Source organism: Ensifer adhaerens (assembly GCF_028993555.1).
Classification (GTDB): domain Bacteria; phylum Pseudomonadota; class Alphaproteobacteria; order Rhizobiales; family Rhizobiaceae; genus Ensifer; species Ensifer adhaerens_I.
The window spans coordinates 2,178,729-2,194,154 of the sequence record NZ_CP118610.1; the positions used below are offsets into that span (position 1 = coordinate 2,178,729).

Sequence of the window (15,426 nt, forward strand, 5' to 3'; positions counted from 1 at the left end):
TCTCACCAAGTAGAGCCCTCCTGCGCCAGGGGAAGTACGTAACGGTTACCGCCGCTGCAAAACCGTCAAGGCAACGCCATCAAGTCCGCCGCCGCGAGCTTCGGGGCTTGACTCCGGAACAAAATAGGTAGATCGGTCTACCTAGAAAATTGGAGACAGCGATGAGCGAGAAAGCGCCGGCGCGCGAGCGCCTGCTGAAGGCCGCAGCGGAACTCTTCTATCGGGATGGGGTTGGCGCCACCGGCATCGATGCGATCACGGCCCATGCGGGCGTCGCCAAGATGAGCCTTTACAACAACTTCTCGTCCAAGACCGATCTGGTGAACGCCTATATCGAGGCGCGCCACAAGGAATGGCAGGACCTCTACCGCGGGCGCCTGGCAGGCGCGGCGACGCCGCGAGACCGCGTGCTGGCGATCTTCGACAGCTATGTCGACCACGCCGAGATGGCCTATTCCTGGGGTTTCCGCGGCTGCGGGCTGTTGAACGCCGCCGCCGAACTTTCCGTCGGCGATCCCGCCCGCGCGATCGTCGCATTGCAGAAGGACGAGGTGGAGACGCTCTTCAAGCAATATCTCGGCGAAATGCGACCGGACGCCGGTGCCGCAGTCGACGAGACCGCAGAGCACCTCTCCTTCCTGCTCGAAGGCGCCATGTCGCGCGCCGGGCTCGATGGCCACGACGCCCGCTTAAAGTCCGCGCGCAGGATCGCCATCTCGATCATGGACCAGCTATGACCTCGAAGAATTCCGTTTCCTTCGTCGGCTTCGCCTGCGTGCTGCTTGCCTCCGCACTTTGGGGCACGACCGGCACCACCGCCACCTTTGCATCCGGTGTCAGCCCGCTCGGCATCGGCGCCGTCGCCATGGGCTTCGGCGGCCTGCTCCTGGCGCTGACCGCGCTGCACTCGATCGTCAAGAGCCGCACACGGATCGCCGCGCAATGGCCGATGCTGGTTCTGGGCTCTGCCTCGGTCGCGATCTATCCGCTCGCCTTCTACAGCTCCATGCATCTGGCCGGCGTCGCGATCGGCACCGTCATTTCCATCGGCTCGGCGCCGCTCGCCGCCTCGCTGATCGAGCGCTTTTTCGACGGCCAGAAGTTGACGACCCGCTGGCTGCTGGGTGCGGCCGCCGGCCTTGCCGGCGCCGTGCTTCTGACTTTTTCCGAAAGCGCCGGCCACGACGGTGCCAATGCCCAGGATGCGACGGCGGTCCTCTACGGCATCCTGCTCGGCCTCGTCTCCGGCCTGCTCTATGCGCTCTATTCCTGGGTGGCGCGGCGGCTGATGCAGGCGGGCATCCCGCCGCGTGCCGCCATGGGCTCGATCTTCGGCGTCGGCGGCCTGGCTCTCCTGCCGGTGCTCGCCTTTACCGGCGCACCGCTGCTCGCGTCGTGGACGAACATCGCCGTCGGCGTCTACATGGCGCTCGTGCCGGTGCTCGTGGCTTACGTGCTCTTTGCCTATGGTCTCGCCCGCGTGTCGGCCACCATGGCGACGACGCTATCGCTGCTGGAGCCGGTGATTGCCGCCGTGCTTGCCGTCGTCATCGTCGGCGAGCGCCTGCCCGCCGAGGGCTGGATCGGTATCGGCCTGATCGTCGGTTCGCTCTTCATCCTCACCCTGCCGATACCGGGCCGGCGCCGTCGCGCCAGGCCAGAGCGATCCGATGCCGCAATCGACGCGGCCCTTATCACCCGCTAGAGCCGGACCCCTGAAATGAGCGACGTTGCCGCGCTGCCCTCCCGCCGGGCAAACCGCATTTCAGCGGTCCTCATCCTGGTCCTGCTCGAGGCGGCGCTGGTCATCTCCTGGAGCGCCGGCTTCGTCGGCATCCGCTTCGCGATCGATCATGCGCCGATCTTCCTGATCCTCTTCTGGCGCAGCCTCGTCTCCGGCCTGCTGCTGCTCCCCTTCGCGCTGACGATCGGGCCGAAGATCCGCCTCAGGGACGCCGTGCCGCAGATGCTCTTCGGCGCGCTCGCCATGTCCGGCTATCTCGCCGGCTTTGCGCTGGCCATCTCCTACGGCGTGCCGACCGGCCTCGTGGCGCTGATCACCGACATGCTGCCGCTCGCGGTCGCGATCCTCTCCTGGCCCGTTCTCGGCCAGGCGCTTAACGCCCGGCAATGGCTCGGCTCCTTCATCGGGCTGACCGGCGTGCTGATTGCCTCCGGCTGGTCGCTCGACATGGGCGATGTCCCCCTCTGGGCCTATGGCCTGCCTGTTCTCGGCACCCTCTCGCTGGCGCTGGCGACACTCCTGCAGAAACGCAGCCCGGCAGGCGCGATGCCAGTGCATCAGAGCCTCTGCATTCAGTGCCTTTCCGCTGCCGCGATCTTCGCACTCTTTGCCTGGCACGAAGGCAGCGTGCTGCCGGTCCTCGATCCCGGCTTCATCGGTGGCATCCTCTGGCTGGTGTTTATCGCCACCTTCGGCGCCTGGAGCCTCTATTACCTGGCGCTCAAAAGATCCTCGCCCGCCCGCGTTACCGCGATCCTTTATCTCAGCCCGCCGGTGACGATGATCTGGGCCTTCGTCATGTTCGCCGAACCCCTCTCCTGGGCCATGGCCGCCGGCCTCACCGTTTCGCTGATCGGTATCGTCATCGTCGCCAGGGCGCAGAAACCGGCGCACGTTTAGGAAGTTCATTGACGGGCAACTTGCATCTTGTGGTGGTGTCTGCGACAGCTTCGCTCAAACACTGGGGATTGCAGCAGCCATGAGCTTATCCGAAGTCAAACCACGTCACGTGCTCTGCCTGCTCGGCGGAGAACGGCCCTTTTCCGCTCTGTGCGAGATGATCCAGTCGGCGATCGACAGTTTCGCCACCGGCTTCGAGATCGATTACACGTTTTCCGAGGACGCGCCGGATGATCGCATGCCGATGTCCTTCGAGGTCTGCTGGGATCGCGTCCAGAAGGGTGCCTGGACTAAAGACGACGAAGAGGCAGTCAGCGACCATCGCTCGGTGATCTATGTGCTCGGCCCTCCCATGACCGCGGAGGATGCGGTGCGGACCTCCGGCACCGCGCTTCGGCTGGTAGCCCATGTTCTGGAAAACGGCGTGACCGCAGCCAAGGGCGAGAGCGCTGGCGTGGCGCATGGCGTTGCCAGATGGAAGCAGCTTGCCCGCGACGCGGAAGGCCAGACAGGCGCCGCCCTCGCCCGCCCCTGCCGCCTCGCCTTCGGCAAGCGGCCGATCGGCACCGCCGAATATCTCTACAGCATCGGCTTCCATCTCGTCGGCCTTCCCGAGGTCTACGCGCCCAGAAGCCTCTCCGACGACGAGCTGGCGCTGAGCGCGATCATCGACGCAGTTGCCGAGGAGGTCGTCAGCGAAGGCGTCGAAAAGACCCTGGCCCGCCGCGGCGCCAAATTGCTGCCCGTCGACGCCTATGACGAGGACGAATTCAAGTACAACCCCTACGGCGCTATCCATCTGGCGCCGTAATTGGGTTTAGCGGATGATACTTCTTTGCCCTCGTTCCTGTGCTTGTCACAGGAACGAGGGCCGACGAAATACCCTGTCATACGGCGCTGCTTCACAAGCCGGATTCAAGAACCCGGTAGGCCGCTTCCCGCATCTCTCTTGCATTGCACTTCGATTCGTAATAATCGAAGTTACATGAAAAAAGACAGTCGCCTTTCCTCCGTTCTGCACGCGCTCCTGCACATGGCCGAGCGCGGCGAGCCCCTGACCTCGGACGAGCTTGCGCTCTGCATGCGCACCAATCCGGTCGTCGTCCGCCGCACCATGGGCTTCCTCAGGGATGCCGGCATCGTTTCTTCCGCCCGCGGGCACGCGGGCGGCTGGGCGATCACTGCCGACCTCAAGACCGTGACGCTCCGGCACTTGCACGAGACGCTCGGCGAGCCCGCGATCTTTGCCATCGGCAACCGGCAGGAAATGCCGGAATGCCTGGTCGAGCAGGCGGTCAACGCCGCGCTCGACACCGCCTTTGCCGAGGCCGAGGCGCTGCTGCTCGACCGCTTCGCCCACGTGACACTTGCCGACCTCGCCGAGGACTTCGCCCGGCGGCACCGGCTCCGATCGCAATGACTGCAGCCGATCGATCCGTCCTGACGTGATCGATCCCGACACATCCGATTACACCGGGACCGCATAAGCGGTTTCCGGCCGGAACCCTATTGCCCAAAGCTCGGGTCGAGACACTGGTTCAAGAAGCCGGTGGGCTGGCCTGCGCCCAACCGAAAGGACGACAACCCCATGCAACAGGACGTCATCATCATCGGCGGCAGCTATGCCGGCATGGCCGCCGCCCTCCAGCTCCTGCGCGCCCGCCGGCGTGTGCTGATCATCGACGAGGGTATTCGCCGCAACCGTTTTGCCAGCCACTCCCACGGCTTCCTCGGCCAGGACGGCATCGATCCCGCCGAGATCGCCGCAACCGCGCGGGCGCAGCTCTCCAAATACCCGACGCTCACCTGGATCGACGGTCGCGCCGTGACCGCCAGCGGCAGGCAGGGTGCTTTCGTCGTCACCACCACCGACGGCGCCTCGTTTGAAGGCCGGCGCCTTCTCTTTGCGACCGGCGTCAAGGATGGTCTGCCCGAGATCGAGGGGCTGGCCGAGCGCTGGGGCAAGAGCGCCTTCCATTGCCCCTATTGCCACGGCTACGAGCTGAACGAGGGCGAGATTGCCGTGATTGCCGCAAGCCCGATGTCGATCCACCAGGCGCAGCTCATTCCCGAATGGGGCAAGGTGACCTTCTTCACCAACGGCGCGATCATCCTCGACCGTGAGGGGCGCGCCGACCTTGTCAGGCGCGGCGTCACCATCGATGAAAGCCCGATCGTTCGGCTCGAAGGCCATGCCGACGTGGTGCTGGCGGATGGCCGCCGCCTGCCATTTGCAGGCCTCTTCGTCGCCACCCGCACCACGCCTGCAAGCGACATCGCCGAACGCTTCGGCTGCGAGATCGAGGAGACGCCGATGGGGCTGCAGATCCGGGCCACGGCCGCCAAGGAAACGACCATCCCCGGCGCCTATGCCTGCGGCGATGTCGGCCGCGTTCCCCATTCCGTGTCGCTTGCCGTCGGCGACGGCGCTTGGGCGGGCGCGCAACTGCACCGCTCGCTGGTCTTCTGAGCGGAGAGCGGCCGCCATTCGGGGCGCCCCTGCGCCCGCATCAAGGGAACGACCGAACGGCGAATGCGCCGTTCGGGTTCCAGCCTTGTCAAATCAACGGCCCCTGTGCTCTGCATCTTTCCGTCCGAATATCTGATGGAGTAGCCACCGATGCCCATTGCCCTCACCTGCTTTCAGGGTCGCGCCGGCGACCACAATGACCTGGCAATTCCCGGCGCCAGGTCCATTGCGTCTCATCTCGCACACAAGCTTGATCTGGAAGCCGTGGTGATTGGTACGCCGGAGCCGGCGATGAACGTCGACTGGTCGCTAGAGCTCGACGCCGCCATGCCCGCCTTGCGGCTGATGCGAGATCGCCTTGATGCGGTCTATGCCGGAGGATCGGTATCGCTCGCCGCAACGAGCCGTTGCGCGGTCTCGCTCGCAACGCTGCCGGCCGTCGCCAGATATCACAGGCAAGCGGTCGTGGTGTGGTTCGATTCACACGGCGACCTGAACACGCCCGAAGCCAGCAGCACCGGCTATCTCGGCGGGCTGGCGCTGTCGGGGCCCTGTGGCCTCTGGCAGTCCGGCCTTGGCGACGGGCTCTCCATCGAAAATGTGATCCTGGTCGGCCAGCGCGACCTCGATCCCTTCGAGGCCGACCTCATCGCAGCGAAACGGATCCCGCATATCCGCGCAGGCGCCGATCTTGCGCTACAGCTGGCCGAGGCCGTTGCCGGCCGGCCCGTCTACATCCACCTCGACTGCGACGTGCTGAACCCCGGCATCGTCCCGACCGACTATCGGCATGACGACGGGCTCACCCTCGATGATCTGCGGGCAGCCTGCGAGGTCCTGGCCAAGGGCGAGGTCGTCGGGCTGGAGATCGCGGAGTTTCAGAACGCCTGGTCCGAGGGCGGTGAGCCGGTGACGCCTGAACCGCTGATCGGGGCCCTGGAACCGCTCCTGCAAAAGCTGCGCCGCTGACGCCGGCCACCATTGGCGGCGGTCGTGCCTGCGGACCCGCAAGGCACGCAGCCGGAGCCGATCCACCGGCGACCGACACACCGCATTGCGCACAGCTGGTTTGGGCGTAGCATGATCGCCCTGCTCGCGTTCGGTGACGGCTGCGATGACGCTTCGGTCGGTCCTTCTTGCCTGCGCCTGCCTGCTTGGCGGAAGCACTTCCGCCGGGCCTCTCAGGGTCGATCTCGAACTGGTGCTCGCCGTTGACGTCTCCTACTCGATGGAGCTCGACGAACAGCGGCTGCAGCGACAAGGCTATGTCGCCGCCTTTCTTGAACCCGAACTGATCCACGCGATCGAGAGCGGCCCCAGCGGCCGGATTGCCGTTACCTATGTCGAATGGGGTGGCTCTGCGGTGCAGGTCACCCCCTGGACGCTGATCGACGGCCGCGGCTCGGCGGCGCAATATTCCGAGCTGCTCCGCCGGCAACCGATCCGGCGGATCGCCTTCACCTCGATTTCCAACACGCTTGCCTTCACCCGACGGCTGTTCGACTTCAGCCCCTTTGAGGGCAGCCGCCGCGTCATCGATATCTCCGGCGACGGCCCCAACAATTCCGGCGTCCCCGCCCCTGTCGCCCGCAATTCCACCGTTGCCCGCGGCATCGTCATCGATGGCCTGCCGATCATGCTGGAGAGCCACGCAGCCTCGGACTCCGCCTCCATCCCGGACCTCGACGCCTATTACCGCGAATGCGTGATCGGCGGCGACGGCGCGTTTCTGGTCAAGGTCACCGATAGCGGCGAGTTCGCCCGCGCGATCCTCCGCAAACTCATCATCGAGATCTCCGGCCAGGAGGTGAGCCGCCTGTCGCCGCAAGACATACGGTCGGTCCAATACGGCAAGGACTACAATTGCTTCATCGGCGAGGAGATGCAGGAGCGCATGATCGGCAAGTAGCCACGAAGGGGGCGAAGCCTGGCTGTCCACAGCGGACGGCAGCACAAGTGTTGACTTTGATTAGGCGCCTTATTATCTGTCGCCTTATGACAATGCTGGAACAAAAGCACCGGGCCCTGTTGCAGGAAGCCGAGCGTCGGGCCGTTACCGAGACCGGCAACATGCGCGCCTGCTTCGAATTGCTGGCGCTCTCAGGCGCGATCGATCGGGACTGCGCCGCAAGACTCGCGCCGCACCGGCTTTCGGAAGGCAAGTTCGTTATCCTCTTCCTGCTCGTCGATCAACCCGAGGGCCTGTCGCCGCACGAGCTCGCCGATCGCGCCGGCGTGACGCGCGCCACCATCACCGGGCTCATCGACGGGCTGGAGCGCGACGGCTTTGTCGAACGCCGCTCCGGCCTGGATGACCGGCGCAAAATCGCGGTCGTGCTCACCGAAACCGGTCGCAAGACCGCGCGCAGCCTGCTCGGTGAACACAGCACCTGGATCGCCTCGCTGTTTGCCGGCTTCACCGCCGATGAACACCAGACGTTCCACGGGCTGCTGCAGCGCATCTGGCAAAATCTTAGGACCGGCAGCGCGCCGCGGGACACGCCGGAAGCACAGCCGTGAACGAGAGCAAGACCAAAGGACGCGGCGCCGGTGGCATCGGCGCCGAGTGCCTTGCGCAATTGAACACCGGCGCTGAAGCCGCGACCTTGACCGAATGCCTCGCGGTCGATTTTGCGGCGCTCATGGGCAACATCCTGCCCGGTATCGGCGACGATGCCCTTGCCGAAATGAGAGAAGCCGCTTCGGCCGGCATCTCCCGGCGCATGCCGCTCGCCGCAAGGCTGATCGCTGAACGCCTCGGTCCCTCCGCCTTCGGGAATCTCGCGCATCATTCCTCGGATACGGCGCGGGGCTGGGCATGCTTCATGGTCGCGGGCGCAGAAGGCGTGCCCCTCGCCGAACGGCTCGCCGCGATCCGGCCCCTTGCCAACGACGGACATTTCGGTGTTCGCGAATGGGCGTGGATCGCCGTTCGCCCGCATCTTACCGCCGACCTCGATCAGGCGATCGCCTTGCTTGCGGCCGACTGGACAACCGATCCATCCGAGCGCATCCGCCGTTTCGCCTCGGAAGCGATCCGCCCGCGCGGCGTCTGGTGCGCCCATATCGCAGCCCTCAAGAAGGAGCCCGAACGCGCGCTGCCGGTTCTCGAGCCGTTGCGTGCCGATCCCTCCAATTACGTGCAGGATTCGGTCGGCAACTGGCTGAACGATGCCGGCAAGGGTCGGCCGGATTGGGTTCAGGCCCTCTCAGCACGCTGGTCCGCCGAAAGCCCGCTACCCGCGACGGCGCGCATCTGCCGCCGCGCGCTTCGCTCCATTCCCACGACATCGAGTTCCGGAAACGCGTGAAACCGCCTCCCACCCGGAATTGCATAACCTCAGACTGACAAGAAGAAAGCAGACCATGCCTCACTACCTGACCGAACTTTACAGCGCCAAGCCGGCCTGGCTCGCCCTTTCAAGGCAGGGACGCCAGCAGTTCTTCACCGCGATCGGCTCCGCCATGCCGGCGCTGTCGGCGCTCGGTGTCGAGCTGATTACCTTCGGCAAGGTCGACCAGTCGAAGCTGCATGCGGCGTCGCAGACCTTCTTTGCGGTGTGGCGCTGCCCGGATGCGACGGCGCTGGAAGCGCTTGTGTCGGGCATAGCGCAATCCGGTTGGCATGAATATTTCGACACGATCAACGCCGGCGGCAAAGGCACCGATCTTGCCGGCCACCTGACGCAGCTCGGCGAAGCCGCATAGGCTTCTTCTGCATGTTTCCTTTGATCGTAGCCGATTGAAGGACAAACCATGCAGCAATTCAAAGTGGTAAAGCGACCTTTGCGCGTCTGATAAGACGCGCGGCGCTGTAGAGCTCACCCCGCGGCCGCTCTCCTCAAGCCGGGATCGGCTTGGGGAGGCTGCAGAAGACGATCTCCGGATCGTTCTCGTCGAGATTGTCGATATAGCCGCTCGGCCGGAAACCCGCCTTGACCAGCAGGTCCTGCATCGGGCGGTTCGACATGTTGGTGGAACTGAACAGTTTCGACCCGGCGCACGTCGCCTGGAAATGCGCGATCAACGCCGCGCCGAGCCCCTGGCGACGATGGGCGTTGCCCACCATCAGCATGTCGATGAAAGCCTGACCGAAGAAATGCCGGGTCAGCACGCCATAGGCGGCGACCGCGCCATCGATTTCGACCAGGTGGCAACAGCCCTGCTCGATCCACCCGGCAATGTCGTCGCTTCGCGCCGGATCAACCGCGGCAACGTTGTCGATGGCGCAGAGCGCCGGATGATCGTTCCTGACCGCAGGTCGAATTCGCATGGTCCCGTTCCGCAAGTTTCGCGGGAAACTAGGATTTGGCGTCGCTCGGCGCAATGCCGAAAAGGCTATCGCTGCAAGCACGCGCAGCTTCCCCCGTCGACGGGTCCTCTCTCCGTCGAACAACCCCCAGCACTGCTTGAACGAAACCGTCGCCAGATCTCACTGCGGCGTGCCGCTCCCGGCAAATCCCTGGCGTGTCCATTGATAGACCGACGTATCCGTTCGGAAGTTGCCGACCCTGGCTGAGGCGAGATCGAGGATGTTGACGATGATCGAGGTCCAGACCAGCGTCAGGAGCACGATCAGGAAGCGCACCGGCCGGCCCTTCAGACCAAACTGATAGCCGAGCGCGCCCATGCTCAGGACCATCACGCCGATCAGCAGCCAGAAGATCTGCCATGGCAGGCGAATGCCGAGCGCGTAGCGTTCGGCCGTGCTCGCGTCGAAGGTCTCGTTGACGGCCGACATCAGCGAAGCGGAGATCGGATCCGGGTCCTGCTGCACGATCGTCGTCACCTTCTGCCAGATCTGCTGCTGCAGCATGGACGTGTCGTTGTTGGCCTTGGCGAGCGCATCGCTGCTGCGCCCTGCCCGCACGAAGTCCTCGCGCGCCTTGGTATAGTCTTCCAGCAGCTTGGCGACATCGAGCGCTTCCGGCGTGCCGATCGCCCTGGCGCGCAGCCAGGCGGTGCCGATGGCGTTGGCCTCGGCAAGCGTGCCCTGCCGGCGCTCGGTAAAGCGCGTGGTCGAGAAGGAGAGTGTCAGCGCCAGCACGAAGGCGAGCAGCCCGAGCATGCCGGCAACGACGACCCCGACGTTTTCGATCTGGCCGCCTGCCCGTTCCTTGCTGCGCACACCGAAACGATAGCCGATTTCGTGGGCGGCAAGCTGGACGATGAGAAGAACGCCTGCAAAGGCAAGCATGCTGACTTCAGCAAGCGAGATGAGAAAATCCATGGAGATCCCGGACCAGACGAGGTGAATGCAGGACGCGGCGAGGCGGCGATGAGGTTCAGGATCGGTGCGCTGCCAACCGCGTGGCCGTCGAAAGGCGCTCCCACCGCCGACGCGCGTCGGCGGTGGGGCCAAGCTCCGCTTAGCGCGGCGACAATTGCTCCAGATCGTTGAGCTTCTTCATCGCTGCCTGCTGCGCAAGCATGCCGTAGTTGATGCCGGCGGCGTTCAGCGAGTTACCGGCCTGATACGGGTAATCGTTGAAGTCGGAGAAGAATTCCTTGATCTTGCCCTGGATCGGCACCAGCAGCCAGATATTGCGGGCAAGGAAGTCCGTGGCGCCGCCGCCCTCTTCCATCCCGCGCTCATAGGGATCCATGCGCAGATTGGAGATCATCGCCCAGCTCGGCACCTCGCGGGTGGCCGTCGCGATGTTGCCATGGCTGGCAATCGCGAAGCTCAGCTTCCAGTCGTTCCAGCGGATGGCGTTGAGGTTGCCGCCCTGGTCGAAGTAGTAGACGGAGTCGCGCGGCGGCTCCTTCGCTTCGCCCTTCAGCAGTTGGGTCAGGTCATAGCCGTCGAGATGCACCTTGAAAGTCTTCGACGTACCCTTGAAGCCCTTCTTCATCTCCTCCTTGACGTCGGCGATACCGGCAGCAGCGGCAAAGGTCGGCAGCCAGTCCATCAACGTCACCGGCTCGTTGATCTGCGTGCCGGGCTTTACCACACCCGGCCAGCGCACCATCATCGGCACGCGGAAACCGCCTTCCCAGGTGGTGCCCTTTTCGCCATGGAACATGGTCATGGCGCCATCCGGCCACAGCGCCAGTTCGGCGCCGTTGTCGGTGGTGTAGAGCACGATGGTGTTGTCGGCGATACCGAGATCGTCGAGCTGCTGCAGGAGCTGGCCGACGTGACCGTCATGTTCCACCATGCCGTCGGCATGGATGCCCTTGCCGGTCTTGCCGAGCGACTCCTTCTTCAGATGCGTGAAGACGTGCATGCGCGTCGAGTTGAACCAGCAGAAGAACGGCTTGTCGGCCTTTGCCTGCCGGTCGATGTAATCCTTGGCGGCGGCCAGGAATTCCTCGTCGATCGTCTCCATGCGCTTGGTGTTGAGCGCGCCGGTATCCTCGATCTTGCCGTCGGCGCTCGACTTGATGACGCCGCGCGGACCGTATTTCTTCTTGAACTCCGGATCCTTCGGATAGAAGTAGCCTTCCGGCTCTTCTTCGGCGTTCAGGTGATAGAGGTTGCCGAAAAACTCGTCGAAGCCGTGATTGGTCGGCAGATGCTCGTCATGGTCGCCGAGGTGGTTCTTGCCGAACTGACCGGTCGAATAGCCCTTGGTCTTCAGCACGTCGGCGATCGTCGGCATCCAGTCCTGGATGCCATGCGGATCGCCCGGCATGCCGATGGTCAAGAGACCGGTGCGGAACGGTTCCTGCCCGAGAATGAAGGAGGCACGGCCGGCCGTGCAGCTGTTCTGGCCGTAGCTGTCGGTGAAGATCGCGCCTTCCGAAGCAATGCGGTCGATGTTGGGCGTGCGGTAGCCCATCAGGCCCATCGTATAGGCGCTGATCTGCGGAATGCCGATGTCGTCGCCGAAGATGACGAGGATGTTCGGCGGCTTGCCGCTGGAAGACGTGGATTGCTGGGCCTTGGCCGGGCTCACCGACGCGCCGGACGCCACCAGCGAGGCTGCGGCAAAGATCGTGCCGCTTAGGAGCAGATCACGACGACTGACATCTGTTGCCCCGCAACCGTTCTCGGCCGTCGCGGTGTTGGCCTTGCTACCGTCATGCGCGCTCATCGCTATCTCCTTGGTAAGACGATGGTGAAATGCATTGCGATTTCGGGTTGAGCGGATGATGCGCTTCACGAGCAGCGGGACAAGTACGTAACAGTTACGACGCGCCACGGCCGGCACGCAGGCGCGGCACTTGCGCAAATTGATCATCGGCAAGTAATTGGTGGATGAAGCAGGCGCAGCCCGCCCTTTCCTGCCGCTGGCGCTTCCGCCCCAAGGGAAGTTGCGACTAGTGTGGCTGCGAACCGCTGCCGCCTTTGACAAGGAAAACATGAGCGCGACGAAGAAGGGCAAAGAACAGAAGCCCGGCAAGGCCGGAACGCTCCTGCAGCAACTCGCGCGCTCGCCCGAGAAGCTGTTTTCGGGCGCGTTCCGTCAGCAAATCGCCGCACTTTGCTTCCGCCCGGCGAAAGATGGCAACGGCATCGAAATCCTGGTGGTCACGTCGCGTGAGAGCGCCCGATGGGTCATTCCCAAGGGATGGCCGATGAAGCGCAAGAAGCCATACGAGGCGGCAGCGATCGAGGCCTGGCAGGAAGCCGGCGTGCGTGGCAAGGTCAGGAAAAAGCCGGTCGGCAGCTACACCTATCTGAAATCGCTCGACGACGGCGACGTCGTGCCCTGCGTGGTCGATATCTTCCAGATCGAAGTCGATGAATTGGCAGATGATTTCAAGGAACGCGGCGAGCGCATTCTTGCCTGGGTCAGTCCCGACGAAGCCGCGCGCCGTGTCCGCGAAATCGAGCTGAAGTCGCTGCTGGTCGAATTCACACCGCGCTGAATTTCGGCGAGAGGGAACCGGTTCACCTTCGGACGGATGGGCGATGGATCAAGTCTGCTGCACCGCTCACACCGAAAACGCTCTCCACGCATTGACGACAGATTGCCGCAATCGGCAGTTCGGCCTTTGGCGCCGACGCCGCCAGCGCCTATATGAGGCCGGCAAAGCCGAGAGCCCAAGGCAAGGAACTGAGATGAACGACGAATTGCAGGCCCGCGCCGCCCATGTCGCGGCAATCCGCGAACGGGCGGAAGCCGAGATGAAGGCGATCGGTGTCAACGACGCCTTCATCGGCCATCTGGTCGATACGTTCTACGCGCGCGTGCTCGCCCATCCGGAGCTTGGGCCTGTCTTCGACGCCAGGCTTTCGGGCCGCTGGCCGGAGCACATGGAAAAGATGAAAAGCTTCTGGTCGGCCGTCGCCTTCCGCAACGGCGCGTATGGTGGCAAGCCGGTGCAGGCCCATACGGGCGTCGCCAACATGACGCCCGATCTCTTCCCGAAATGGCTGGAGCTTTTCTCCACCACCCTCGATGACATCGCGCCGAACCAGGAAGCCAAGGCCTGGTTCATGGCAACGGCCGAGCGCATTGCCCGAAGCCTGACGCTTTCTCTCTTCTACAATCCCGCGCTTGACGACCCCGCGCTGAAACGGGGGTAACGACCGGGCCCTGTCTTGGCGTCAGAGCGCGCGGCCCACGATCAGGATTTCCTCGGCCTCGTCGAATGACATCGAAAAGACCCGCTTGCCCAGCTCAAAGCTGAAGCCGCCCCTGGCAAAGGCAGAGAGCTCCTTCGCCGCGCGCTTGTCGTCGAGATCGACCTTGCGGAACGGGCCGAAGGCGCGCTTTCTCGCGAGGACCACGGCAGCGTAGAGATCGTCCGCCTCCGCGACCGCCGCCTCGACATCGCCCTTGGCAATGCCCTTCTGCGACAGTTTCTGCGCGATCGCCCGCTTGGACTTGCCGCTGCGCATGCCCGAGCGGGTCTTGATTTCGGCATAGGCCGTATCGTCGAGCGCGCCGTTGTCATAGGCAAAGGTCACAGCGGCAGCGGCCAGCAGTTCGACCTGGTTGACGCTGATATACTCGAACTTCTCCCGCGCCTTGCGGGCGATCGCGTCGAAAAGCTGTTTCTCCGTCATCATCTGGCGGTGGAGGCGATAGGCGGCGGAATTGCGCGCCCAGGCATACATGCGCGGCGTCGGCTGATCCGGTTGCTCTGTCTCGTCGTTGAGGTCCAAGCCTGCCCCACCCTCGAAGTGATCGCGAACGGCCGACGGTCATCCTCCCGGATCCGATCGTCGCCGCTTCGAAGGAAATGACCTGACTCTCCGAGCCAAGGCAATTCCGCGTCCAACCTGGCTCACAGTTTTCGCGGGCCACTATTGCTGGAATAGCGGCGAGCGCACGGACAAGCGAGTGCATGCGTGCCGCTGCGACGGAAGGGCCGCGCGGATCATCCGACCCGCTGGCCCTCCGTTTGTCGCGGAAGCTATTCGAACTTCTCGGTGCTATCGGCCTTGCCCTTCACCCAGTAGCCGGAGGCCTTGAGCCAGGTCAGCGGCAGGCCGCGCTCCTCGACGAAATGCGCCCGGATTGCCCGCGTCACCGCGGCTTCGGCCGCAATCCACACGAAGGTGCCGGGTTCGAGTTTCACCGAGCGCACGACCGAGAGCAGCGCTGAAGGGTCGCTTGCCTGTTCCAGCGGCCGATAGGCCCAATGGGTGGAAAGGGCTGCTTCGGTGCGGAACGACTGGCGCTCGTCCGGTCCGGTCACGACCGCGATGCTGGTGATCGCGTGGCCGGCCGGCGTCTCCTCGATGCGACGGCCGATTGCCGGCAGCGCCGTTTCGTCTCCGATCAGCAGCCAGCGCCGAAAATCTCCCGAGACCACTGCCGAGCCGCGCGGCCCGCCGATTTCGAGGTGATCGCCAACCGCCGCATTCATCGCCCAGGCGGTTACCGGCCCCGCCTCATGCAGCGCGAAATCGAGCGCCAGGATGCGTGCATCGTTGTCGTAGCGCCGGGGCGTATAGTCCCGGTGCTCCACAGTGCCATCGGCGCCCGGCACGAAGATCTTGATGTGGTCGTCCGCCCCGAGGCTGACGAAATCGGCGAGATCGTCGCCGGAAAGCGTGATCCTGAGCATGCCGGGCGTAATACGCTCGATGCCGGAAACGACCAGCGAGCGCCGCTTGAGTTCATGGCGGACACGCTCGATGCGCGGCAGAGGAAGGTTGGAATAGTTGAGAGGATTGTCCATTTGCATCCTTTAGGGGCTCGAAAACCTCGATCCGCAGGACACAGTCGCGCAGATCGAAGCCGCTTCAAGCCGTTCGATCATACGCGTTGAGTGACGTTAACGCTTACGTGGCCGGGATACGCCCGGTCATTTCACGCCTTCTGTCTATCGGAAGGCCCCGCTTCGATCAATGCGTCATCTTGACCAAAAAATGAAGGTTTTTCCAGCCCAAAGAAAAACGCGCCCGCCG

Annotated in this window: 18 protein-coding genes; 13 read left to right on the forward strand and 5 right to left on the reverse strand. The window is 64.2% G+C overall.

Translation table 11 applies throughout. The features are described from left to right. Positions 1–161 precede the first annotated feature (161 nt). The 11 genes from PWG15_RS10650 (at position 162) to PWG15_RS10700 (ending at position 8,822) form a co-directional block, all read left to right on the forward strand. Positions 162–737, forward strand: coding sequence for a TetR/AcrR family transcriptional regulator (locus PWG15_RS10650; RefSeq protein WP_275019739.1), 576 nt, complete (start codon positions 162–164; stop codon positions 735–737). Further along, entirely contained in the window at positions 734–1,705 is a 972-nt protein-coding gene (locus PWG15_RS10655) for a DMT family transporter (RefSeq protein WP_275019740.1), read from the forward strand. The genes PWG15_RS10650 and PWG15_RS10655 overlap by 4 nt, the downstream gene beginning before the upstream one ends. Positions 1,706–1,720: 15 nt before the next feature. After that, positions 1,721–2,644, forward strand: a complete 924-nt coding sequence (locus PWG15_RS10660) for a DMT family transporter (RefSeq protein WP_275019741.1) — start codon at positions 1,721–1,723, stop codon at positions 2,642–2,644. A 79-nt stretch (positions 2,645–2,723) separates the two neighbouring features. Beyond that, positions 2,724–3,455, forward strand: a complete 732-nt coding sequence (locus tag PWG15_RS10665) for a hypothetical protein (RefSeq protein WP_275019742.1) — start codon at positions 2,724–2,726, stop codon at positions 3,453–3,455. A gap of 174 nt (positions 3,456–3,629) precedes the next feature. Continuing rightward, on the forward strand, positions 3,630–4,064 hold the full coding sequence (locus PWG15_RS10670; protein WP_275019743.1) for an RrF2 family transcriptional regulator: 435 nt from the start codon (positions 3,630–3,632) through the stop codon (positions 4,062–4,064). A gap of 168 nt (positions 4,065–4,232) precedes the next feature. Beyond that, positions 4,233–5,114, forward strand: coding sequence for an NAD(P)/FAD-dependent oxidoreductase (locus tag PWG15_RS10675; protein WP_275019744.1), 882 nt, complete (start codon positions 4,233–4,235; stop codon positions 5,112–5,114). A gap of 150 nt (positions 5,115–5,264) precedes the next feature. Continuing rightward, positions 5,265–6,083 (forward strand): arginase family protein, encoded by an 819-nt coding sequence (locus PWG15_RS10680; protein WP_275019745.1) that lies wholly within the window; start codon positions 5,265–5,267, stop codon positions 6,081–6,083. A 145-nt stretch (positions 6,084–6,228) separates the two neighbouring features. After that, entirely contained in the window at positions 6,229–7,023 is a 795-nt protein-coding gene (locus PWG15_RS10685) for a DUF1194 domain-containing protein (protein ID WP_275019746.1), read from the forward strand. 86 nt (positions 7,024–7,109) lie between these two features. Then, positions 7,110–7,634, forward strand: coding sequence for a MarR family winged helix-turn-helix transcriptional regulator (locus tag PWG15_RS10690; RefSeq protein ID WP_275019747.1), 525 nt, complete (start codon positions 7,110–7,112; stop codon positions 7,632–7,634). Further along, positions 7,631–8,425, forward strand: a complete 795-nt coding sequence (locus tag PWG15_RS10695) for a DNA alkylation repair protein (protein WP_275019748.1) — start codon at positions 7,631–7,633, stop codon at positions 8,423–8,425. Before PWG15_RS10690 ends, PWG15_RS10695 begins: the two co-directional genes overlap by 4 nt. Before the next feature lie 55 nt (positions 8,426–8,480). Then, entirely contained in the window at positions 8,481–8,822 is a 342-nt protein-coding gene (locus tag PWG15_RS10700; protein WP_275019749.1) for a DUF6616 family protein, read from the forward strand. Between the two features lie 133 nt (positions 8,823–8,955). On the opposite strand, the gene PWG15_RS10705 is transcribed toward PWG15_RS10700, so the two are convergent. The 3 genes from PWG15_RS10705 to PWG15_RS10715 all read right to left on the reverse strand — a co-directional run bounded on the left by PWG15_RS10705 (position 8,956) and on the right by PWG15_RS10715 (position 12,154). Then, positions 8,956–9,387, reverse strand: coding sequence for a GNAT family N-acetyltransferase (locus PWG15_RS10705; protein WP_275019750.1), 432 nt, complete (start codon positions 9,385–9,387; stop codon positions 8,956–8,958). 159 nt (positions 9,388–9,546) lie between these two features. After that, positions 9,547–10,344 carry a bestrophin-like domain gene (locus tag PWG15_RS10710; RefSeq protein WP_275019751.1) on the reverse strand — a complete coding sequence of 266 codons (798 nt, stop codon included), beginning with the start codon at positions 10,342–10,344 and terminating at the stop codon, positions 9,547–9,549. Positions 10,345–10,483: 139 nt separating this feature from the next. Continuing rightward, a complete protein-coding gene (locus tag PWG15_RS10715; RefSeq protein ID WP_275019753.1) occupies positions 10,484–12,154 on the reverse strand; it encodes an arylsulfatase in 1,671 nt (556 codons plus the stop codon). 268 nt (positions 12,155–12,422) lie between these two features. Between PWG15_RS10715 and PWG15_RS10720 the strand changes: the two genes are divergently transcribed. Further along, positions 12,423–12,932, forward strand: a complete 510-nt coding sequence (locus tag PWG15_RS10720) for an NUDIX hydrolase (protein WP_275019754.1) — start codon at positions 12,423–12,425, stop codon at positions 12,930–12,932. 193 nt (positions 12,933–13,125) lie between these two features. After that, positions 13,126–13,593 (forward strand): group III truncated hemoglobin, encoded by a 468-nt coding sequence (locus PWG15_RS10725; protein ID WP_275019755.1) that lies wholly within the window; start codon positions 13,126–13,128, stop codon positions 13,591–13,593. Positions 13,594–13,614: 21 nt separating this feature from the next. Here PWG15_RS10725 and recX read toward each other — a convergent pair whose 3' ends face one another. Both recX and PWG15_RS10735 read right to left on the reverse strand, forming a co-directional pair. Continuing rightward, positions 13,615–14,127, reverse strand: coding sequence for a recombination regulator RecX (gene recX / locus PWG15_RS10730; RefSeq protein WP_275024401.1), 513 nt, complete (start codon positions 14,125–14,127; stop codon positions 13,615–13,617). A gap of 299 nt (positions 14,128–14,426) precedes the next feature. Beyond that, a complete protein-coding gene (locus PWG15_RS10735) occupies positions 14,427–15,197 on the reverse strand; it encodes a siderophore-interacting protein (RefSeq protein ID WP_275019756.1) in 771 nt (256 codons plus the stop codon). Positions 15,198–15,426: the final 229 nt, after the last annotated feature.